Genomic DNA, 22,047 nt, shown 5'->3' with positions numbered 1-22,047 from the left:
GTAATTTACCTGGAAAGACCGCACCGCATTCTACATCGGCCGGGGACTGAGTTGAACGGCGGACTGGTCATTCCGTCCCGCTGACTTCCTTCATTTCCAGCTGTTTCATCTTGCGATACAGGTTGGACCGGTGCAGGCCCAGCAGCTTCGCGGCGTCGGTCATGTTTTCGTTGACCTGACGAATGCAGCGGCGAATGAAGTCCCGCTGAAAAACGCGCGTGGCGGTTTCCAGTCCCATGTCCAGCGACGGCTGATCGCCGCTCTTCTGTCCGGGGCTCAGAATGAAGGCCAGATCGTCGACGTCCACGCGATCGTGCGGACACAGAAACGCGACTCGTTCCATCAGATTTCGCAGTTCGCGAATGTTGCCCGGCCACGTGTGAGCCTGCAGCCGGCGGCGCGCTTCCGACGTGAACTGCAGCGCCGGGCGCCGCGCCTGAGTCGCAAAGTGCTTCAGGAAATGCTCCGCCAGCGGAAGGATGTCTTCCGGCCGGTCGCGCAGAGCGGGCAGGTCCAGAGTCACAACGCTCAGCCGATAGTACAGGTCTTCGCGGAATTTCTTTTCCCGCACCGATTCCGCAAGGTTGGCGTTGGTGGCGGCGACGATCCGCACATCGATCGGAATCGCCTGAGACCCGCCGACTCGCGTGATGACTTTCTGTTCCAGCACACGCAGCAGTTTTGCCTGGCCGCCGGGACTCATGTCGCCGATTTCGTCAAGGAACAGCGTCCCGCCGTCCGCCAGTTCGAATTTGCCCTGCCGCGCTTCGCGAGCGTCCGTGAAGGCACCCTGTTCGTGGCCGAATAGTTCGCTTTCCAGCAGCGTTTCCGTCAGCGCCGCACAGTTGACGGCGACGAACGGCGAGTTCGCTCGCTGACCGTTGTAGTGCAGCGACTGAGCGGCCACTTCCTTGCCTGTGCCGCTTTCGCCAAGGACCAGCACCGGAAGGTCGGTCATCGACAGCCGGCGAATCGTGTCTCGCAGCGCCGCGATGGCCGAACTTTCGCCGATGATCTGCACTTTGCTCGTGACCTGAGCCGCCAACTGGTCGCGACTGCGGTGCAGCAGGCTGCGTTCCTTCAGATTGCGAACGGCCACCGCCGCCTGAGTTCCCAGTTGCTGCAGGCACTCGACGTCTTCATCCGTGAACGGAAGATCGTTGTGCCGGTTCATGCATTCAAAAGCGCCGACGATGGTGCCGTCCGAATCCTTCAGCGGGACGCAGACCAGATTGCGCGTTCGATAACCGCTTTTGCGATCGACGTCCTGGTTGAACCGCGGGTCGTCGTAGGCGTCGGCGACGATGACCGCCTGCCCGGTTCGCAGCGTATCGCCGACAATCCCTTCGTTCGCGGGCAGCCGCAGCGAACCGCCGGGGACTCCCAGCGCCGGCCGGGCTTCGACTTCGCCGCGATCCCGATCCCACAGAAATATGCTGGCTCGGTCGCAGTCCAGCAGGCGAGTCGCTTCGCTGGCGATGAGTTCCAGCAGAGGAGCCTTTTCCTCCGCCAATGACAACTTGGACGCAATGTCCAGCGTCGATTTCAGCCGGTCCAGACGTCGCAGGTTCTGAACATTCTGATCCGCCAGCCGGGCCGACAGACTTAACGCCTGAGCCGCCAGAAAACCGGCCGACGCAAGCTGGCCGTCAGGACTTCGAGTCGCTCCCACCAACAGGTCCGCGACCGCATTGTCGCGGTCCAGCGGAAACGCAAAAACGCTCCAGCCGCCGCTGACGTCCTGAATTGTGGCGGATTCCCGTTCGAGCGATTCGTCCCAGATTCGAACCGGCTTTTCGGACAGCGAGTGACGCCCGTGTTCGGCCAGAGTCTGCCAGGCCGGCCCGGGTATTCGCTTCAGCACCGCGACCCACTGTGCCGCCAATTCCGACGCCAGCTCCGCCAACTGACGGTGCAGGAACTCCCCCAAATCGTCCGCTTCGACGGCGTCCGCCAACTGGCGTCCGCACAATTGAATCAGAGACCCGAACGCGTCGTTTCCCTGATTCTGCAGCATTTCGTTCCGTTCAATCCACTTTGCAGCAGCCAAGAGCGACTCCTTCCGTGACATCAAAACTACTCACCACCGCGCCATCCAGATGATGGCAGAGCAGATTACGAAGCTGTTCCGGAAAGTCAAATGGCGGGGGAGGAGGAGTCCAGAGTTGAGAGTCCGGAGTTGAGAGTTGGGCGGCGTGTCAGGACACGAGATCCGGCCCTGTTTGTGGTCCGGCGAAGATGATCCGGCCGCCGGACTTTCCTGCGCCGGGGCCAAGTTCGATGATGTAGTCCGCGTGAGCAATCAGTGACTGATCGTGTTCGATCACAAGGATGGAATGCCCGATCTCAACAAGGTGGTTCAAACACTGCATCAACTGATCGATGTCGTGCAAATGCAGTCCGGTAGACGGTTCGTCCAGAATGAACAGTGTCCCCAGCGCCGCGGATTCGGCGGACGACGCTTTTCCGGCCGTTCGGGGGGACTCGGCGGACGCGTCCGTTCCCGCAAGCAGCGACGCGATTCGCAGACGCTGGCATTCTCCTCCTGACAGAGTCGAAATCGGCTGGCCGAGTCGCACGTAGCCCAGCCCCGCCTGCCGCAGCGAATTCAGCCGCTGCTGGATGCGTCGATGCCCGTTGAAGAACGTGAATGCGTCATCGGAGGTCATGTCCAGAATGTCGCACACAGACCGATCGCGATAACGCACTTCCAGCACGTCCGCTCGAAACCGTTTTCCGCCGCAGACGTCGCAGGTGGTTTCGATGTCGGCCAGAAACTGCATTTCGATCGTCACACTACCCAGCCCGCTGCAGTTTTCGCACCGGCCTCCCTTTGCCGAATTGAAGCTGAACATGCCGGCTTTGTAATTTCGCTTTCGTGCTTCGTGAGTATCCGCCAGCACCCCGCGGATATCGTCGAAAGCTCCCACATACGTCGCGGGAACGCTGCGGCTGGACGTCTTCAGCGACGACTGGTCCAGCATCTCGATACCGCCGATCTGCGACACGCCGTCAATCGATGCGACCGACGCGTCCGACGGAGGATCGCAGACCTGTCCCAGCATTCGAGCCACATGCGGATACAGAGCGTCGGCAATCAGCGAACTCTTCCCGCTGCCGCTCACGCCCGTCACCGCGCAGATCGTCCCGAGCGGGATGTCGACGTCCAGCCCGCGTATGTTGTGGCAGTTCACGTTGCGAAGTTTCAGCCAGCGAGTTTCCGAACGCTCCTTCTTCTGCGGAACCTTCGCTGTCGGCGGTTCAGTGTCAACGGGCCGCGAAGGAGTCCCGTTCGCGCGCCGCTGCATCTCGCGAGCCGCGGCCAGCGAACGTCCGGTGACGGTGTTTGATCGAAGCAGTTCGGCGGGCGTTCCCTGAAAGACAACGGTACCGCCGTCCTGACCGGCGGCCGGGCCGATTTCGATGACTTCGTCCGCCGCTTCGATGAAGTCCGGATCGTGTTCAACCACGACAACCGTATTGCCCGGTTCCTGCAGACGTCTGGCCGCCGCAATGATCTTCTGCGTATCGGAGTGATGCAGACCGGACGTCGGTTCGTCCAGAACATACAGCGTGTGAATCAGGCCGGAACCAAACGCCGCCGTCAGCGCGACTCGCTGAGCTTCACCGCCGGACAGCGTTGGCAGCGTCCGGTCCGGCGACAGATATCCGACTCCGCTGTCCCGCAGAAACGTCAGCCACGGCGTTCAAGCCGACGAACGACGTCCAGCGGATCGGCATCGCGAGTATCGTTGGAGTCACTGCTTTCGAAGGCGCCCAATTTGGTCGGCCAGGTCAACCCAGTTCACACGCCTCCATCGCCACGGCGTCAGTGATCGTTTTTCACCGTGCAGCCTTATGGATGCGGCATCGTGATTCAGCCGCGTTCGAGACAATCCGGGCATGGCAGCCACGTTCGCCACCGGTTCAGAAACACGGCCACTCCCTTCTTATACCGATGCCGAACCAGCCAGCGATGAAATCCATTCAGTCCGCCGAAGCTTCGTTCCGGAACTCCTTCCACGATCAACCGGCAGTGTTCGTCCGACAGTTTCGAAAACGGCATCCACGGAAGACTGTACTCATCGGCCAGCGCCCAGCAGTTCGTCCATTCGTGCCGATATGCGGGAGTGTCCACGGCTGGATGGCTCCGTCCCGCAGCGACACGGACGAATCCGGCACGACCTTTTGCAGCGTCATTCCCGACACGCTGCCGGAACCTTCGCACGTCGAACACGCACCGCTGACGGATTGCGGATTCAGAAGCTCGGCACTTGGTTCCGGAAACGAACGGCCGCAGGATTCACACGTGCGCTGGTTCGACAACACGCTCTTCCGCCAGAGCTTTCCGTCAATACGAACCAGCGGCGGCGAAGCTCCTACCTTCCAGGAAGTCTTCTTCCGCAGCTTCCGTTTCAACAAACGCCACACAGGCGTGCGTAACCCAACGCATAGGTCGATTCCACGGTTCCGAGATCCGCAGCAGGTTATCCGGCGTCGATCCGGATTCGGTCCGCAACGATGTGCAGCTCGTCGACGGTGATGCGGTTTGCGTCGAGTTCTTCGATACGAGCAGTCTCGCCGCCGCGGATCGCTCGCGCGAAGCCCTGCTGAACCAGGTGTTCGATGACATCCGCCGTGGACGTGCCGTCCGTGAATCCGGTCGGACGAAAGCACAACATCGCTCGAGCGCCGCCGGCGACCGTCAGCAGATGCCGCGACGCACTTTCCGCCGTGAACGAACGCACGGAAAGTCCGCAGTCGGGACAGACGACGTCACCGGTCCGTGCGAACAGAATTCGCAAATAGTCCAGAATCTCCGTGCGGCTGCCGACGGTGCTGCGATGACCGGTTCCGCGAGCGTTCTGGCGAATGGCAATCGCCGGCGGAATTCCGTCGATGCGGTCGGCGTCCGGCCGTTCAATGCGGTCCAGAAACTGTCGAGCGTACGGCGAGAACGTTTCGATGTATCGCCTCTGACCTTCGGCATACAGCGTATCAAACGCCAGACTGCTCTTCCCGGACCCGCTGACTCCACAGATGACCGTCAGAGCGTTGTGGCGAATCTTCAGGTCGATGTTCTTCAGGTTGTGGACGCGAACTCCGGCAAGTTCGATGAAAGCGTGGTCGATGACAGATTCCTTCTCTTTTCTTCATCCAGGAAATGGCAGCGTTGCAGCCACACTCCGGTCACGGAGATTCTCAGATAACCCCTCAACGCCGTGTCGTTCATGATCTGCGGGCGTGACGCATGGTCCCCTCGCCCGCAACGCGGGAGAGGAGATTTTCTGCGTGTCGTCAAGCGGAAAAATCGGGGTGAGGGCCGGCCGCGAAGGCGCGCTGGCGTGTTGGGTGGACGTCCTCCGCATCAATGCCGATGAACGCCGCTGCATGACGACTCTCCATTGCACCGAAGCGTGTTGTAGTCGAACAGGACATGAAAAATTGAACGGTACTCGGATCGACGGACGGTAACACGGCGACGCCCGGCAGGCATTCAACAGCCCGCCACGGCGCAGGCGTGATTCGATGAGGAATGCAGATGTGGGGCTGACGTAGCCATGGCGAGCTCCTGCCGAAAACGGCCGCTGCCGTTGGGAGGCAGGCCTCCGCCGAGCCGCGTATGCCCAGACCCGTCCGCTGCCGTTGGGAGGGCGAGGCTCCCGCCGAGCCGCGTGTGCCCAGACCCGTCCGCTGCGACGTCGGCCGTCCGGTCCGTCAATAATCGGCCGACAAAGCAGTCGTCTACCATGGCCAGTCGTAGCCCAGATCCAGCGCGGGAGCCGAATGAGTCATGCCGCCGATGCTGATCCGGTCGACTCCCGTTCCCGCGATGCAGCCGACGGTTTCCAGATTCACGCCGCCGGATGCTTCCAGCAGCGTTGACGGCGAAAGTTCATTTCTGATCGCCACCGCCTGCTGCAACTGAGCGGCGTTCATGTTGTCCAGCAAGACAATCTGCGGAACAACCTGCAGAACGTTCCGCAACTGTTCCAGCGTATCGACTTCAACTTCCACCGGCAGCGACAGCGAGTGATCGTTCAGATATCGTCGTGCGTCAGAAACGGCGTCGGATACGGACCGGTTGCTTCGAGCGGCCAGGTGGTTGTCCTTGATCAGAATCCCGTCGAACAAACCGATCCGGTGATTGGTGCCGCCGCCGCAGCGCACCGCGTATTTGTGCAGCAGCCGATAGCCGGGCAGCGTCTTTCGAGTATCCAGAATCACGGCGTCGCTGCCTTCAACCCGGCGGACGAATTCAGCCGTTCGGCTGGCAATGCCGCTCAGGTGAATCAGAAAGTTCAGCGCCACACGTTCGCCGGTCAGCAGCAGTTGAGTCGGGCCGGACACGGTCGCCACGTGCGCCCCCGGTTGCAGCGGCGCACCGTCCGGAAGGTGAATCTGCACGGAAACGGAATCTGTTGGAACTTCGAGTCGTTCGCACAGAGCCTCGTAGACGCCGGCGATCAGAACTCCGCCGCTCAGCACGCCGTCTTCCCTGGCAACAACGTTCACGCTGGCTCGATGTTCGGCCGGAACGGTGGCCAGCGATGTCAGGTCGCCGAGGTCCCGCAGGTCTTCATCCAGAGCCAGCAGAATCAGCGTGCGACCTGACTGCAGCGCGGCGTCGTCGATCGGCGGTGGGTCGTCAATTGCGCGGGAAGTCATAGAATCTCCGGCGGTGCGGCATTCCGTTGTCTCGTCCGGTATTCCAGCCGGATTCCGCGCCGCAGCACTGGCAACAGTCCGACGGAAATCCGGACCGAAGTGCGGAACGTGAGAAAAATCAAACAAGGACCATCGGCATGATTGTAGGCGTTCCTCGGGAAATCAAACCGGACGAATATCGAGTCGCCATGCTGCCCAGCGGTGTGGAAGACCTGACCGCCGGCGGACATCGTGTGCTGATTCAGCGCGACGCGGGAATCGGCAGCGGCATTTTCAATCAGCAATACGAAGCCGCCGGTGCGGAAATCGTCGACGCCGCATCCGATGTGTTCGCGCAGGCCGAACTTGTCGTCAAGGTCAAGGAACCGCAGGAATCGGAATGGCCGATGCTGCGACCCGATCAGGCTCTGTTCACGTATTTTCACTTCGCCGCGGATGAGACGCTGACTCGGAATGTGTTGCAAACGAATGTCACCGCCGTCGCCTACGAAACTCTGCGAGGACGCAGCGCAGACCTGCCGCTGCTGACTCCGATGAGCGAAGTGGCGGGACGCATGAGCATTCAGGAAGGAGCCAAATATCTGGAACGCCCGCAGGAAGGCCGCGGAATTCTGCTCGGCGGAGTGCCCGGCGTCGAACCCGCTCACATCGTGATTCTCGGCGGCGGAGTCGTCGGCAAGAACGCCGCTCAGATCGCCGCCGGGTTCCAGGCCGACGTCGTCATTCTGGACATCAACGTCGATCGGCTGCGCTATCTGGAAGACATCATGCCCGCCAACGTGAACACCGTCTTCAGCGATCGCCACAGCATTCGCGATCAGTTAAAGCTGGCCGATCTGGTGATCGGAGCCGTCCTGATTCCCGGTGCCCGCGCTCCGGAACTCGTCACGGCCGCCGACCTGAAACTGATGAAACCGGGTGCCGTCATCATCGACGTGTGCATCGATCAGGGCGGCTGCACCGAAACGTCGCGCCCGACGACTCACGGCGATCCGACATACATCGTCGACGGCATCGTTCATTACTGCGTGACCAACATGCCGGGAGCCGTCGGCCGCACCAGCACATACGCCCTGTGCAACGTGACGTTTCCGTACGTGAAACGAATCGCCCGTCTCGGCCTGAAAGCCGCCTGTGAACAGGATCCCGGACTGGCGGCCGCTGTGAACATGCACCGCGGTCGGGTCACCAACCAGGCCGTCGCCGAAACGTTCCAACTGCCGCTGGCGACGAACTTTCACTCCTGAATTGAACCGGCGTGTCCGCGTTGAGTGAAGCCCGCGCAGGTGCATGTCGGAAGTGATCGCTCGCATGTCCAGCGGTGCGAATGCACGGGCCGGTTTTGGGAGGGCCGCTTCAAGACTCCGGTGTTGCCCGACGAAGAAGCCATCGCCGCGTGCATGGTCAACGTCGACCTGAACCCGGTGCGAGCCAGCCTGGCGGAGACTCCGGAAGACGCGACTTCACCAGCGTGCAGAACGCGTATTCGATCTGAAGTCGGCGGAGGAGTTTTCCGGTAACAGCGTTCAGTTTTCAGCGCAAGGCAGCGAATTCGGCAGTCGAACAGGCCTTCATCCGCCCTCCGGGCACCTTCTCCCCCCGCGGGGGAGAAGGGATGTTGTGGACGTCCGCATCGAGTACGGCTCGCGGCCGGCTGGCTGGCTCCCGTGGTATTGGATCTGAAGCGGAGGTCCGCGAAAAATCAATCCACGACGAGCCACCAACAAAGGCTGTCTGCCGATGACGCTGACCGAATACCTGCAGCTCGCCGATTGGACCGGCCGCCAGCTTCACCCCGGCAAGCGAGGTGTCATTTCCGAAAGCGCCCCGCCGATCCTCGAGCGGCTGGGAACCTCCAGAGAGCTGTGGCTGCACACTGTCAGGAAGTTTGGCAAGCGGCGGGCGGTGGCGTCCGTCGCCGCTAAAAGCCCCGCTCGTCAGCATCCGCCATTCGAATCCAGCTCCTCCCAGCCGGCATTGCCTGATCCCCGCCCGCCAGCTCCCTGTCAGATGCCAGGACTTCGCAAGACGTCGCCGGCCAAAGCAGTTACAATGGATGGCCCCGACATCCGTCGGCCCCGACATCCGTCCACAACAGTGAACGATGCCTTTATGGCTCATTCTGCATCGTTTTGAAATCTGTTCGGACCTCGACACCACTAACATAAGTAATAAGTCTGTGCGCTCGTTTCGTTTTTACCTCAACTTCTCACTCTCTGCCTTACAGCACTACTTTTCCAGGCAACTTCGCCAGTCATTTCAATTCACTGATCGCGCGTATATGTCGTCGTGCTCGATAATAGGCCGTTTACCGTGGTCTGCAAAGAAGACAGTTGCGGATAGCGCCCATTTTCGAACGAGATGCGTCATTTGATGTCGGCTCGCCGACGTCTTGGGATTGCAGCGTGTCGAGTCGTTCGGCAGAGACAAAGTACTGGCACTCACTCACGAGGGTAAGATAGTTATTGTTGATGCTCGAACTCACGAGATCGCGACCTATGAAGGCAGCAATTGCAGGGTCGTTCTGTGTAGCAGGTGATCGAATTCTTTTCATGGGCAGATAGTAATACTAGAGAAGCGTCAGATGATTTTGACACGCGGATTTGCAGCGTGGTGATTCCATCTGACCTCCATTGATGCTGAAGTGAGGAAAGCAGTCACCAGAACATCGTGGCCTGTCGTCGCGGACGAGCATATTCGCAGTCGCTGCCTCGCAGGATCACACGGCAAGAATTTGCTGTGCGGCGTGTCACCGTCCTGCCATCGTCACATTTTTCGATCCGTATAGCGGGCGAGTTCTGCACTCAATTGAAACCCTGGCGAGTTCTGGGACTGCTGGAGTTGTGACATCTCGTCGGATTCCACCGTGCTTGTCTCATCTCTCGACAGTGATCTCGGAATCTTTCACACTGAGATCAACCCTGTGGCGGGATTTCGGGTCACTTCAAATTACATTGTAAACGGTACATTTCGCGGTGCCGCATTCGTTCAGAACGATTCATTGATTGTAGCGATCGACAGTGACGGCGTTCTCCACGGTATCGGCAGTACCGACGTCACGAAAGTGGACGTTGGGGGCCATTTCCAGAGACGATCAACGAGCCGTTGGATGAGAAACGCTTCTCGTTTGCTTCAATCGGCGAGAGGCTGTTTATAGGTTCCAGCAAGGGCCATGAACTGGAATTGACGTTGGCGATGGAAACACCGACTGACTGTGTGGGTTCAGAAGTAACTGAAGGAATGCGGAAATCGAATCTTGGGGCCAGGCTGGGCCAGCGGCTGCGCTTAAACAGGTCAACTCACAAAGATGCGGTCGTTCTGTGAAATGTCGTCGGAGGATGGAACGTCGGGTGCAGCTGGTGGATTTTCTGAGGCAAGGCGACGTGTTCGCGAGACTGGTTGAAAGTGTCGCTGCCGAACAGTCGCTCGGCAGGGAGTGCGGGGAGCAACCGGTCGTGGCCGGCATATTCGCGTTGTCGCCTCTCCGGGGCTTAGCTGACGATTCGCTGCCAATCCGGTGACACGCCACCGGCCTAATGTGTCGGCCCGCCGGGCCTCAGGAAAAATGAGCCGATACTGCCAGTCCCAGAAGGAACCGACTCTTCAGGCAGGTCGTCAAGGTGGGGGCCTTGGCTCACGTTTCGGCTCCGCGTCAGCTTCACGCCAGTTGCCGGATGGACTCCGGCGGTGGATGGTGCCGGTCAGAATGTTCGCGGCGGTATCGGGAGAAGCATCGTGGATCATGGATCGGTGACATTGCCAGGCCTTCTCACCGGACGGAAATTGCCGGCGATGCGCGCTGTACCGTGCGTGCCGGATCTGCGGTACAATGGCCGGCGGGATTTCTCGCCTCCTTATCTGAGCCGCTCCTTGAACAGAATCGTTACAGCAGTCATTCGGCGGGAGAAGTTGCCGGGTATGTGGCACCTGTGCCCGGACCTTGACATCGCCAGCCAGGGCGACAGCGTCGAATCAGCTCACGCCGAAAACCTGCGCGAAGCCGTCGAGCTTTTCTTTGAGTGCGCGTCAGAGCGGGAAATCGAATCTCGGACAGGCGGCGATGTGTTTGTCACGCACGTCGAGGTGTCCATTGGGTAGGCTGCGGGTGCTTTCCGGAAATGATGTCTGCGGCATCCTCCGGCGGCATGGCTTTGAACAGGTTCGGCAACGCGGCAGTCATATTGTGATGCAGCGGCAGGATGATGACGGCACCACGACCGTCCCGATACCCGGCCACGCCGAACTTCGGCGCCGGTATGTTGCGATCGATCATTCGCCAGTCCGGCGATCGATGGCCGGTGACGAAGAAGGCAACGCTGCCTTTGCCGGAAGGCCCGAGCAAGCCGTTGCCCTGCGATTCCGTTCCCGTCAATTTACTCATACCGGTTATGATGCAACCGGCAACCGCTGCTCGCGAAATGGCGGCCGGGCGTTCGTGCTTGATTGGCTGGCTCATCGCGGAGGAGCGGCAGCTCGGATCAACCGTCAATGACGGCTGATGGCCAATGCCACGGGGCGGTACACGTCTTCCTACGACGGCATCAGGCCAGGCCACGGTGGCGGCGCGCCGAACAGCAAGCGAATTAGTTACGCCTTCGATCCGGTCGGCAACCGGGCGTCGATGGACTGCCGGGTTCCGGACGGTTCATCCCTTACAATGCTGCCAATCAGCTCACGAAGCTGCTCAATCCGTTCAGTGAAATCACGACGTTCGGCTACGACAACGCCGGCCGACGCACGGTGCAGCGGCAGTCGAACGGCACGCGGACGTCACTGACCTACGACAACGCCGGTCAGACGACGCAGGTGTTCCACCGCAAGTCGGCGGGAACCTCCATTCTGCAGCTCGATTACCGCTACGACAACGCGGGCAACCGCACGGTGCAGATTGAAGGGCGGGCGGCTCGCGTACGACGTGGTCGTACGATGCTGCCAATCAGTTGCTGGATGAGCACCGCACGGGAACGAACGCGTATCAGCAGACGTTCGTGTTCGACCCGGCCGGCAACCGCACGCTGAAGAACGCCGACGGCACGCGGACGACGTTCGCCTATGACAACGCCAATCAGTTGAAGTATGCTCCAGGCGGCAGCCGACCGCACGACGTATGTGTACATTCCGACGGCAACCAGAAGATTGAACAGCCGCCGACGGGCAATCGCGGCGACGGCATGCGGATTACGAAAGTCAGCCGGTGCAGTACCGTCTGCCGACGGGTGCTCCGGTGACAATGACCTAACGCCGACAACCGCCGGGTGACGAAGCAGCAGAGCACCGCCGTCACGAAGTTCGTGTGGGACAGGGAACACGGACGCTTATCTGGCCGAACTGAACTCGGCGAACGCTCTGCAGGCGACGTACACGGCGGAACCGGTTCAGTACGGCCGGGTCGTCAGTCAGCGCCGCAGCACGACCAGCCACTGGCGTCACGCCGACGCTCTGGGATCCACCGGATTCGCGACCAGTTCCACACAGGCCAGCGCCAGCACGTATCTCTACGACGCACGGGGGCAACACCGTCACCAGCACCGGCACCACCGTCAGCCCCCTTCCGCTGGGTCGGTGGGCCGGGAACAGCCTGAGCTCTCAGGAAACAGGACTGCTGTACGTCCGGGCGGATGTATCAGCCGACTACGGCACGGTGGTGCAGTGTGGATCCTCTGGAGGCTACTTCGATCGGATGGCTGCCTGTATCGCTATTCGCTAGACTCACCAGTTGCAATGGTAGATCCCAGTGGGTTAGAGTATTTTGCTGCGAATGCGTTTCGATCGAAGTTGGGGTGAAGATGCCTCCGAAAGCGAGTTCTTCAGAAGGTTATATGCTTGGACGGTTCCCCACGGGATTGCTGCGAGAAGGAATGCGGATGTTGGATGTTTGATAGGTACTGAAAAGTACATAGATTGCACCTTTAGTAGCAACACAGCCCCGACAATCTGAGCACCCAAACCGCCGACCAAAGCGGGTTACAGGCACTATTGTGGGCTTGGCCGGAAATGAAATTGCTTAGAAAACAAATGCGAAAAGCCGACATCATGCTTCACTCGATGGGTTCCCAACTATGCCTTCAACCCGCAGCCAATCGACGAGGTCGATGCAATCTGCGAACTGCACGATTGTTGTCTGGCTGAGTATGATCGAGCTTCGCAGTGCTGGGCGGACTGCCACAAGATACTCTGTCCTCGAATGAAAGCGGTCGACTGCCGCTCAATCTATCGCAGTGAGGCAGATGCCACTCAATGTGAAATTATGCAGGAACAGTTCCTGTCGACATTCAATTGTTCAGCATATACTAATGGGACCGAGCAGTGAGTGCTGGGACCTCAGGATCTATCGCCGCTTCTCGAGACGATCTCTACGGGAGGCTTCTAACTCAGCTTTTGCAATGAAAACTCTTTGGTGCAATCCTGCTGTGCTTGCTGACTTGCTACTCTCCTTGCTATTCGTCGTGTTGCCAGGTTGCGAACAATCTGCTAAGCACGTGATCCGCAAGAACCACATTGAGCAGGCCTAGAATCCAGCCATCGACAAGTTTTTGAACCAACACGGAAGTCTCGTCGCTCAGCTGGAGTCACTGGGTGGGCAGGTAAATGTGGGAGAGACGCCTCAATCCTCCTTTTGGCTGCTGGTAGTGTTCGATGAGACATCACGTATTTCGGATTCGGACTTCAAGAACATACAGATTGATGCGCCGACTAAACTCTTTCTAAGGACGCCTCGCGTTTCCGACGACGCAGTTCATCAGCTGAGTGGCAATACTGCGATTCGATATTTAAGCCTTGAAGGCAGTTCCGTGACGAATGCTGCGATGCGGACAATAGGTACATTATCTTCGCTTCAAGGACTCTCCCTAAGCCGCACTGCGGTCTCAGATGACGGGATCCGGTGGCTTGCCGGCCTAGCTGAGTTAAAATCGCTCCGCTTGGATGAGTGCAATATCTCTGACGATAGTGCTGCTGATCGCATTGCGTCCATGCGTTTACTGCTGACTTTCCCTTTCTGAGACACGCATTTCAAATGCGGGCGTTCACGCACTCAGCAATCTCATGAGTCTTGAGTGGTTATCATTGGCCGGAACCAATGTAACCGATGAGGCGGTGGCATCGCTTGGAAGACTCGATAAGCTCAGAAGACTAGAGCTAAGCCGGACGCAGTTGTCGAGTACTGGCGCGTCCAGCTCCGCCAAATGCTACCGGCCTGCGACATTGTCAGGTAGTCCGGCCATTGAAAGACGGAAGTCGAAGGAAAACAATTATTCGAAACACGTGCGAAACACGGGGCCAGCGACTGTCTTAAACGGAATCAACTCATAAGATGACATATTTCTGAACAATGTCGTTGGCGGATGGTGCAACAGTGCAGCTGATGGATTTTCTGAGGCATGGCGACGAGTTCGCTGAGACTGGCTGAAAAGTGTCCCGCGAACAGTCGCTCGGCGGGGAGTGCTCACCGAACGCGTCGGTTCAGATATTCCTTGTGCGGTTGCACTCCCGGCGAGCCTCACTCGGCTTCTCCGAACGCTTGGAGTCTGAATCTGTCTCCGGGGCGGATCAAGTTAGGATCGCCGGCTGAACAACCGGATGGCGAGATCGAGGGCTGATTGTTTCGAATCATGCAGTTGAGGATGGTCAGCAGGTTTCTCAGGAGGGGGAACCGTCATCTATCGAACCATGGTCGACTTTCTTGCCTTTCTTCAGCCGGCATAGTAGGGCTGCACAACGCTGAAGGAGTAATCCGGTTCGATTCCAATTGGCGTTTGGCAGCCGACTGTGTCGGCCGCGGTTCCCGTAAGCGGTTGGGCGTGTGAGTCGCATGAAACTGCCTTCAGAGCGTAAACTCAATATGTCGCTTCAGGATCGTGTGCGAAGCGGGATTTGGGCAATGGCGGGATGAATTCGTCTCCGCGGCGACAGGAAGGTCTTATTTCTGAGCGTGATTTGCGCGATACGCGTGAATTCCGGGAACAGCTTGCCGACGCTTTCGACACGATTCACCAAGAGATTCACTGCGAGCATGTGCCGGGAGAACCGTTCATCGTGGCCGACGCGATTCTGCGGCTCGACGTGCCCGGTGTAGTCGTGGAGATGCGGCTGTTTTCTCGGCATGGCTTTTCCGCAAAGCTGAGCCTTGTGTGTTCGGCGGTCGGTCGACGGCTCATCATCTTCGACGTTCCGGGGACTGCCGATACCCGCGGCGACGGCCGCTATCAGTTTTATTGCGAACGGCGACGTGCATGAGCAGTTTGGCGGCGAGATGCAACAGTTCCGCTCTGGAGATTACAGTGCGTCGCTGGAGACCGTGACAAAGAACATTCGTGACTGGGGGAGCATTGAATGTTGCGAGTTCGTTCCCGGATGGTTCGCGGAGACGCTCCCGACGTTCGGGGAGCCTGTGGTGCTGGCCATGCTCGACGTCGACCTGGTCAGAGTCGGCCTGATTGCCTGAGACACCTGTGGCCGCTGCTGACAGGCCCGCAGATATTCACGCACAAACGATCAATCAGACTTATGTGGAAGGCATCGTGAACGAAGAATGGTGGCAGGTGACTTTCGGCTGCGCGTACCTGGTGTTGGAGTCGCCACCGGATTGCGGCCGACGGCCGATTGTCTGGCAGCATTGATCCGGCCTGTGGATTCTCCTGCGGCAAGCCGGGCACTTTGACGAATCATCTGAAACTGATAGATCATTCTCACCAACCAGACGGACGGCGTTCATGCGGCGCGTGAGCTTCTGATTATCGGAGCCGGTCCGACAGGACTAGAGGCCGCGCTTCGATGGATCGAACGCTGGCAACAGTGACGTCATGATTCTGGAGGCCGGCGACCGCCCCGGCGGACTGGCGTCGTCATTTTATCGATGACAGCGGTTTCACGTGGGATCTGGGTAGTCATCTGCAGTTTTCTCATTACGAAAAGTACAGCTCCGGTATGGCGGAAGCAATGCCGGCGTCCGCCTGGTACAGTACGAACGATCGACCTGGATTCAAATCGATGGAATCAGTGTTCCCTACCCGTTTCAGCACAATCTCCAGCGGCACCGCCACAACGGAAATGGGAATGTGTGAGCGGACTTCTTGAAGCATTTGAGTCAAAGAGCGATTCGCCGCCGGAAGATTTTCGCAGCTGGATCTACGCTACGTTCAGAGGAATCGCCGAGGGCTTTCTTTTGTCCCTACAACAGCAAGATCTGGGCGTGGCCGCTGGAGGACATGAGTTACTCCTGGATCCACGAGCGAGTCCCGCGTCTCGATATGAAGAACGTGCTTCGCGGGATTTGTCTCGATGAGGACAATACGTCCTGGGGGCCGAATGTGCGGTTTCGTTATCCCCGAACCGGCGGCACCGGGAGCAATCACAACGCTTTGTTGCTTCACTTCTCCCGGACCCGAGATCATCCACTATGGCCAGCGCGTGGCTGCCGTCAGCAGCTTGCTGCTCGACTAAACGACGGGCAGATTATCGGCTGGAGAACCTGGTGTCGACGATGCCGGTCAGCCAGCTTGCTCAGATCCTGGAACCTCAGGGGCCGAAGCGGGCAGCCGAACTCCGCCATACGAGAACTCACGTTGTTGGCATCGGAGTGCGGGGAACACTGCCGCCGCTGTTGCGTGACCGGTTCTGGTTCTACACCTCCCTGATCCGAGTATTCCCTGTTACCGCGTGACGTGCCTGAGCAATCTGAGTCCGGCCGGCATGGCTCCGGCAGGCTGCTGGTCACTGATGGCTGAAGTTGCCGGAAGCCAATACGTTTCTCACCGCCTCCGCAATCCGGTGAGCGAGTGTCTGGACGGACTGCTGCGATGTGGCCTGCTGCCGTCGAACGCCGATGTCGTTGATCGCTGGCACACGGTTCTGGACCACGGCTACCCGATCCCCACACTCGACCGCGACGGGATTCTTGCCGAGTCCTGCCTGAAGGAGCTGGAACAGTACGGAATTTACTCGCGAGGACGGTTTGGTGCCTGGAAGTACGAGGTCAGCAATCAGGATCACTCCTTCATGCAGGGCGTGGAGGCAGTCGATCGCATTCTCTTCGATCTCCACGGAAATCACGCTCACACGACCGAACTTCGTCAATTCGCGACGGAATCCGTTTCCCGGCAGCAAAGCCGAGCTGCCGCTGCATCCGGCGGCAGGAAGACGACGAGTGCATTGTCGACTGATCAGAGATCGTGACAGAGGTGACTTCTCGCTGCCTGCCCTGTCACGGGTCGGCCAAACCCTGACGAACGTGGAAGTCGACAAGTTTAAGGGACTGGATTCGGTGCGAGTAACCGGCGCCGGTGTTGATGCTGGCGGGAACTCTGAAGTGACCGCTCATCCTTTGTCTGCCACCTATCGATCAGGGACCGACATCCTTGGCACTCCTGTCTGCACGCATCCGCTGGTGTTTGCTAAGCGGCAAGGAAATCACCCGCGCGCGGTCTGTCGGACCTGCGGCTATCGTTCGCAGCCCGCTCCGGTTGAATTTCGATCACTTCCCAATCTTTCCCGCTGCCGATCGCGGCGACCAAAACTGGAACTGGTGTCTCTAGGTACAGGAGCAGACGGTTGGCTCGACGCCTTTCGATCGCTCCCCATCACGATCTATAACAAGGGAACTTCCCATCCGCCGAGAACAGCCTTCCCAACGTCGGGCGCGAGGCTGACACCTATCTGCATCATATCATTACGCGATACGACGACCTCGCCGATGTCACAGTATTCGTGCAGGGCGACCCATTTGACCACGTACCTGATCTTTTCGAAAAGATCTGGAATCTCGACGATGAGGTTCAGTTCAGGATCTTTGTTGACAACGTTCTGTGTGAAGACACCGAAGGTAATCCGGCACAGCACGGAATTTACCGCTTGGCCGAATGCACGAGCGCTCTTTAGCGGTGATTCACCGGGTTGGTTCTACTGCCAGGCGGCCGCATGTTTCGCCGTTTCGCCGAGGTAATTCGCCGTCGATGTGGAGACGAAGGTATCGCGCTCCGCCGGCTGGTGGTGGATGATGAATGGGGCCATGGACGATTGAACGACTCTGGAGACGCGTGTTTCGCGTCGCTCGGAACCGAGGGGAATTGTCACAGCTGCGGATTCCGAGCAGTTCAACAACCTGCAACTCCTGATTCAGGCGATCCGTCAGCATAATAGCCAGGAAATTGCGTCTTTGACTGCCGGACGACAACCGATCAACGCAGATGGTGCCGCGACGAGTACGACGTTCATCTGCTGCCGGTCCCGAAGATGTTGCCACGAATGCCGGGCCCGGACAGGATCAAGTCCCTCAATTCGAAGCCGAACTTCCTGTTCAAATCGCCTTTTGATCAAATACTGTGGATCAACGTCGAGTGCACCGTGCTGAGAGACCTCAGCCGGGCCTTCGGTGATTTCCGACGGGGGCGGGGCCATCCGACGGGGGCGGGGCCATCCGCCGTTGACGCGTCGCAGTTTGGCGGTTACGTTCCCGTGCCGTCAAGCTCAGTCGATTCTGTTTCATTGAATTTCCAGTTGTTCGAGAGGCTTTCGTCATGGCACGCGTAAACCGTCGGGAAGTGTTGTCGGAAGTTGAGATTCAGGTGGTTCACTGCGTCAACCGCTGTGTGAGGCAGGGGATTCTTGTGTGGGGTGGATCCGGTGTCGGGCCGGGACTACGAGCATCGACCGACGGGGGCGGGGCCATCCATGGTTGACGCGTCGCAGTTTGGCGGTTACGTTCCATGCCGTCAAGCTCGGTCGATTCTGTTTTCATTGAATTTCCAGTTGTTCGAGGCTTTCGTCATGGCACGCGCTAAACCGTCGGGAAGTGTTGTCGGAAGTTGAGATTCAGGTGGTTCACTGCGTCCGCCGCTGTGTGAGGCGGGGAGTTCTTGTGTGGGGTGGATCCGGTGTCAGGCCGGGACTACGAGCATCGACGGCAGTGGATTCGTAACCGGCTGGAATTCCTGGCCGGGGTGTTCGGCGTCGAGAAGTCATGGGGTTCGCTGTGATGAGCAACCACTTTCATGTCGTGTTGAGAGACTCGGCCAGATGTGGTGGCGGGGTGGTCGGTGAAGAAGTGGCTCGGCGGTGGTGAGCTTTATTCCCGCAACGAGCGCAATCAGGACGGGTCGGCCGCGGAACCGGCCGAGACGGACCTTAACGCGATCACCAGCGATGCCGCGACGCTGGAAGAACGCCGCAAGCGGCTGTCGAGCGTGTCGTGGTTCATGCGGTGCATGTCGGAGGTCATCGCCCGCATGGCCAACGCCGAAGACGAATGCACAGGTCGGTTTTGGGAGGGACACGCTTCAGGCTGAGGGTGTACCCAATGAAGAAGCGATTGCCGCGTGCATGGTGTACATCGACCTGAACGTGCGACCGGCACGGCAGAGACTCCCGAAGAAAGCGAGTTCACCAGCGTGCAGGGAACGCGCAGCCGATCTGAAGTCGGCCGATGAAGTCTCGACGCCTGACGCGCAGGACGTTCGCGTGGAACGCGGTCCGAAAGCCGGCTGGCTGGCTCCGGTGGAATTGGATCCGAAGCGAAAGAAGGTCCGCGAAAAATCCAATTCTCGCCGAGCCACCAACAAAACGCCTGCCGATGACTTTGGCCAGTACCTGCAACTCGTCGACTGGACCGGTCGCCAGCTTCGCCCCGGCAAGCGGCGTGATTTCGGAGAACGCTCCGCCGGTTCTGGATCGGCTGGGAACGTCGGTGGAAATCTGGCTGCACACGGTGAAGAGGTTCGGAAGAGCCAGAGCCGTGACAACGATGAGGGAGCGATAAAGGGTGTCAGGAACGTTGTTCCTGAATTGCCGCTGGATTCAGTAAACGGTTCCTGACACCTTTTGCATTCGCCAGCACCTTTTTTGCATTCTTCAGCTCGCGGCGGCAAACCGTCAAATCCACGACCAGTTGCAGGCGCGAATTGAGGAACTGGAGGGGGCAAGAATCCGACCATGCGTCTGGAGGAATCGTATTCCGTGGCAGCGAGGAGCGAAAAAGGTGTCAGAGGAGCGATAAAGGTGGGGGAGGCGGTAAAGGTGTCAGGGGAGCGGTAAAGGTGTCAGGAACCGTTGTTCACAATTGCCGCTGGATTCAGTAAACGGTTTTACAACACCTTTTGCATTCTTGGATTCAGTAAACGGTTCCTGACACCTTTGGCATTCCTACAATGTGGTTCGGCACCTTTGCATTCTTGACACCTTTGCATTCTTCAGCTCGCGGCGGCAAACCGTCAAATCGACCAGTTGCAGGCGCGGGGGCGGTAAAGGTGTCAGGGAACCGTTGTTCACAATTTGCCCGCTGGATTCAGTAAACGGTTCCTGACACCTTTTGCATTCTTGGATTCAGTAAACGGTTCCTGACACCTTTGGCATTCCTACAGTAAACGGTTCCTGACACCTTTTGCATTCTTGACACCTTTTGCATTCTTCAGCTCGCGGCGGCAAACCGTCAAATCGACCAGTTGCAGGCGCGAGAATTGAGAACTGGAGGGCAGAATCCGACCATGCGTCTGGAGGAATCGTATTCCGTGGCAGCGAGGGAGCGAAAAAGGTGTCAGAGGAGCGATAAAGGTGGGGGAGCGGTAAAGGTGTCAGGGCAATAAGGTGTCAGGAACCGTTGTTCACAATTTGCCCGCTGGGTTCATTAAACGGTTTCTGACACCTTTTGCATTCTTGGATTCAGTAAACGGTTTCAACACCTTTGGCATTCCTACGAGAGTAGTCCGCAGTGAAAACTAAGCTTGGCATCACAGTTGTTGTTGTTCTCTTACTCTGGGTGTTGTGTTGCCACGACTCTGACTGCACGTTGCTGAAAGCAGTCATGGGCAGGCATGCCAACTACGATTTGACGTTGCCGTGGCGAAAACACTGCATACATTGGGGGATTCGAAATGCTTGGACGTCCAGAACGATCAACCTAGAACGTGCAAAGCGGCTACCATATACGATTGAGCCTATCAGAGGCGTTGTTTCAGTACGCAGGGAGACCGACGGGCGGCTTGCGACACTGCGATGTGAAATAGGTGACGACGTCAATCCGACAACTGGAAGGAAATAGTGTCTTCCGCAAGAATCTCTGGCGCGACGAACGATAGCGGAATACAGGGCCAGCGACTGTCTTAAACGGAATCAACTCATAAGATGACATCTTTCTAGAGAATGTGATTGGCGGATGGAACGGCAGGTGCGTGATGGATTTTCTGAGGCATGGCGACGAGTTCGCTGAGACTGGCTGAAAAAGTGTCTCTGCGGAACAGTCGCTCGGCAGGGAGTGCGGGAGCTGCCAGTCGTGGCTGGCTCACTCGCGTTGTGTCGCTTCTCCGGGGCTCATTGGACGATTTGCTGACGATCCGGTGGCTGACGCCACCGGCTTAGGTTGTGTCGGCCCGCCGGGCCTCAAGAACTATTCGATAAACTCTGCCATTCCCTGAAGGAACCGACTCTTCAAGCAGGTCGTCAAGGTGGAGACTTCCGACCGGAAGTCGGTGCCATCCAGTGGTGACGAGCGTATATTCTGCATCGAGCGGGACTGTTGCAAAGAGAACAAAGTGTTTGATCTCGAAGAACCGGAGGGCTCTAATGCTGCATGATGGGACAGATCGATGGTTTCCGAATCACAAATCGATTCTTCTCTGTGTAGCAGCTACTTCGGCAGCGCTCATCAGTGTGTTATCGATGTCGACGCCAAGCGTTGGTCCACTTTCCGTGGCTAGGGCGACTAAGATAGTTCGCAGCAAACACTCTTCGGCTGATACATTTCGGAGAGCAGCCGAATACTTGGGTTCGCTCGACAGGCTCGACGAAGATCTTGTCTTTGAGGAGATCAGTGATGATTCCAATGAGGCTGAGCGGCGGAAGAAGCTACTATTTGAATGGCTCAAGGCCCGTGTGACGGCACATTCATGGTTACAAGATCTACTCCGTCAAGGTGTAATACCACGAGCTTGGGAGCAATCTTCCAAACTGAGACGCAATTCCGGGTTAGGTTATCATCCGTTTCCATCGACATACATCGAACTTGAGATATCCAGACCGTTCCTTCAGTCCGCGGGAGCGCGCTGCTACATTTACTTTGACCCTCAGTACGGTATCGAGAAACATCGACTGGACTTTTCGCGACCCTTCGAAAGCGCAGCGCACCTCGGCCCGATCGTCGGTCTCGCTCTTCTTGATGCAGATGATTTCGTGGTCAGGCCACAAACGGTTAGCGACTGGGTTGCGGGTCGAGAGTCGTGGCCTCCTGTCGCGGACTTGGACTCAGTCAGTTTTCATTGGCCAATCCAAGGAGACTTTGTTGTAGAAGGAAAGGAATAGAAGCGTGCAGAGGTCGACGAGATATCGAAACACGGGGCCAGCGACTGTCTTAAACGGAATCAACTCATAAGATGACATCTTTCTGAAGAATGT

Annotated in this window: 17 protein-coding genes; 10 read left to right on the top strand and 7 right to left on the bottom strand. The window is 58.3% G+C overall.

Annotation, left to right across the window (positions count from 1 at the left end):
- Positions 1 to 67: 67 nt before the first annotated feature.
- The 5 genes from R3C19_22585 to nadC form a co-directional block, all read right to left on the bottom strand.
- Entirely contained in the window at positions 68 to 2,050 is a 1,983-nt protein-coding gene (locus R3C19_22585) for a sigma-54-dependent Fis family transcriptional regulator (protein MEZ6063142.1), read from the bottom strand.
- Positions 2,051 to 2,198: 148 nt separating this feature from the next.
- Positions 2,199 to 3,470, bottom strand: coding sequence for an ATP-binding cassette domain-containing protein (locus R3C19_22580; GenBank protein ID MEZ6063141.1), 1,272 nt, complete (start codon positions 3,468 to 3,470; stop codon positions 2,199 to 2,201).
- Between the two features lie 407 nt (positions 3,471 to 3,877).
- Positions 3,878 to 4,138, bottom strand: a complete 261-nt coding sequence (locus R3C19_22575; GenBank protein MEZ6063140.1) for a hypothetical protein — start codon at positions 4,136 to 4,138, stop codon at positions 3,878 to 3,880.
- Between the two features lie 349 nt (positions 4,139 to 4,487).
- Positions 4,488 to 4,805 (bottom strand): hypothetical protein, encoded by a 318-nt coding sequence (locus tag R3C19_22570; GenBank protein ID MEZ6063139.1) that lies wholly within the window; start codon positions 4,803 to 4,805, stop codon positions 4,488 to 4,490.
- Positions 4,806 to 5,745: 940 nt separating this feature from the next.
- Complete coding sequence (gene nadC, locus R3C19_22565) at positions 5,746 to 6,669, bottom strand: carboxylating nicotinate-nucleotide diphosphorylase (GenBank protein MEZ6063138.1); 924 nt, start codon at positions 6,667 to 6,669, stop codon at positions 5,746 to 5,748.
- Positions 6,670 to 6,806: 137 nt separating this feature from the next.
- Here nadC and ald point away from each other — a divergent pair, with 137 nt between their 5' ends.
- On the top strand, positions 6,807 to 7,916 hold the full coding sequence (ald, locus tag R3C19_22560; GenBank protein ID MEZ6063137.1) for an alanine dehydrogenase: 1,110 nt from the start codon (positions 6,807 to 6,809) through the stop codon (positions 7,914 to 7,916).
- Positions 7,917 to 7,940: 24 nt separating this feature from the next.
- Positions 7,941 to 8,189, top strand: coding sequence for a hypothetical protein (locus R3C19_22555; GenBank protein MEZ6063136.1), 249 nt, complete (start codon positions 7,941 to 7,943; stop codon positions 8,187 to 8,189).
- Between the two features lie 2,549 nt (positions 8,190 to 10,738).
- On the opposite strand, the gene R3C19_22550 is transcribed toward R3C19_22555, so the two are convergent.
- Positions 10,739 to 11,050: a hypothetical protein gene (locus R3C19_22550; GenBank protein MEZ6063135.1), complete on the bottom strand. Its 312-nt coding sequence runs from the start codon at positions 11,048 to 11,050 to the stop codon at positions 10,739 to 10,741.
- Positions 11,051 to 11,609: 559 nt separating this feature from the next.
- On the opposite strand from R3C19_22550, the gene R3C19_22545 reads away from it, so the two are divergent.
- The 6 genes from R3C19_22545 to R3C19_22520 all read left to right on the top strand — a co-directional run bounded on the left by R3C19_22545 (position 11,610) and on the right by R3C19_22520 (position 16,842).
- The gene (locus tag R3C19_22545) at positions 11,610 to 11,897 is read left to right on the top strand and encodes a hypothetical protein (GenBank protein ID MEZ6063134.1); all 288 of its coding nucleotides are present in this window, start codon (positions 11,610 to 11,612) and stop codon (positions 11,895 to 11,897) included.
- A 2,659-nt stretch (positions 11,898 to 14,556) separates the two neighbouring features.
- On the top strand, positions 14,557 to 14,904 hold the full coding sequence (locus tag R3C19_22540) for a hypothetical protein (protein ID MEZ6063133.1): 348 nt from the start codon (positions 14,557 to 14,559) through the stop codon (positions 14,902 to 14,904).
- Positions 14,897 to 15,112 carry a hypothetical protein gene (locus R3C19_22535; GenBank protein ID MEZ6063132.1) on the top strand — a complete coding sequence of 72 codons (216 nt, stop codon included), beginning with the start codon at positions 14,897 to 14,899 and terminating at the stop codon, positions 15,110 to 15,112. Before R3C19_22540 ends, R3C19_22535 begins: the two co-directional genes overlap by 8 nt.
- A complete protein-coding gene (locus R3C19_22530) occupies positions 15,105 to 15,287 on the top strand; it encodes a hypothetical protein (protein MEZ6063131.1) in 183 nt (60 codons plus the stop codon). Before R3C19_22535 ends, R3C19_22530 begins: the two co-directional genes overlap by 8 nt.
- A gap of 854 nt (positions 15,288 to 16,141) precedes the next feature.
- Positions 16,142 to 16,330 (top strand): hypothetical protein, encoded by a 189-nt coding sequence (locus R3C19_22525; GenBank protein MEZ6063130.1) that lies wholly within the window; start codon positions 16,142 to 16,144, stop codon positions 16,328 to 16,330.
- A gap of 56 nt (positions 16,331 to 16,386) precedes the next feature.
- Positions 16,387 to 16,842 carry a hypothetical protein gene (locus R3C19_22520; GenBank protein ID MEZ6063129.1) on the top strand — a complete coding sequence of 152 codons (456 nt, stop codon included), beginning with the start codon at positions 16,387 to 16,389 and terminating at the stop codon, positions 16,840 to 16,842.
- A 411-nt stretch (positions 16,843 to 17,253) separates the two neighbouring features.
- Here R3C19_22520 and R3C19_22515 read toward each other — a convergent pair whose 3' ends face one another.
- Positions 17,254 to 17,505 carry a hypothetical protein gene (locus R3C19_22515; GenBank protein MEZ6063128.1) on the bottom strand — a complete coding sequence of 84 codons (252 nt, stop codon included), beginning with the start codon at positions 17,503 to 17,505 and terminating at the stop codon, positions 17,254 to 17,256.
- A 1,196-nt stretch (positions 17,506 to 18,701) separates the two neighbouring features.
- Between R3C19_22515 and R3C19_22510 the strand changes: the two genes are divergently transcribed.
- The gene (locus R3C19_22510) at positions 18,702 to 18,950 is read left to right on the top strand and encodes a hypothetical protein (GenBank protein ID MEZ6063127.1); all 249 of its coding nucleotides are present in this window, start codon (positions 18,702 to 18,704) and stop codon (positions 18,948 to 18,950) included.
- A gap of 34 nt (positions 18,951 to 18,984) precedes the next feature.
- Positions 18,985 to 19,476: a hypothetical protein gene (locus R3C19_22505; protein ID MEZ6063126.1), complete on the top strand. Its 492-nt coding sequence runs from the start codon at positions 18,985 to 18,987 to the stop codon at positions 19,474 to 19,476.
- The last annotated feature ends 2,571 nt before the right edge of the window (positions 19,477 to 22,047 follow it).

This window comes from Planctomycetaceae bacterium (genome assembly GCA_041398785.1).
GTDB lineage: Bacteria > Planctomycetota > Planctomycetia > Planctomycetales > Planctomycetaceae > JAWKUA01.
This window is presented reverse-complemented; position numbering and strand designations above follow the sequence as displayed.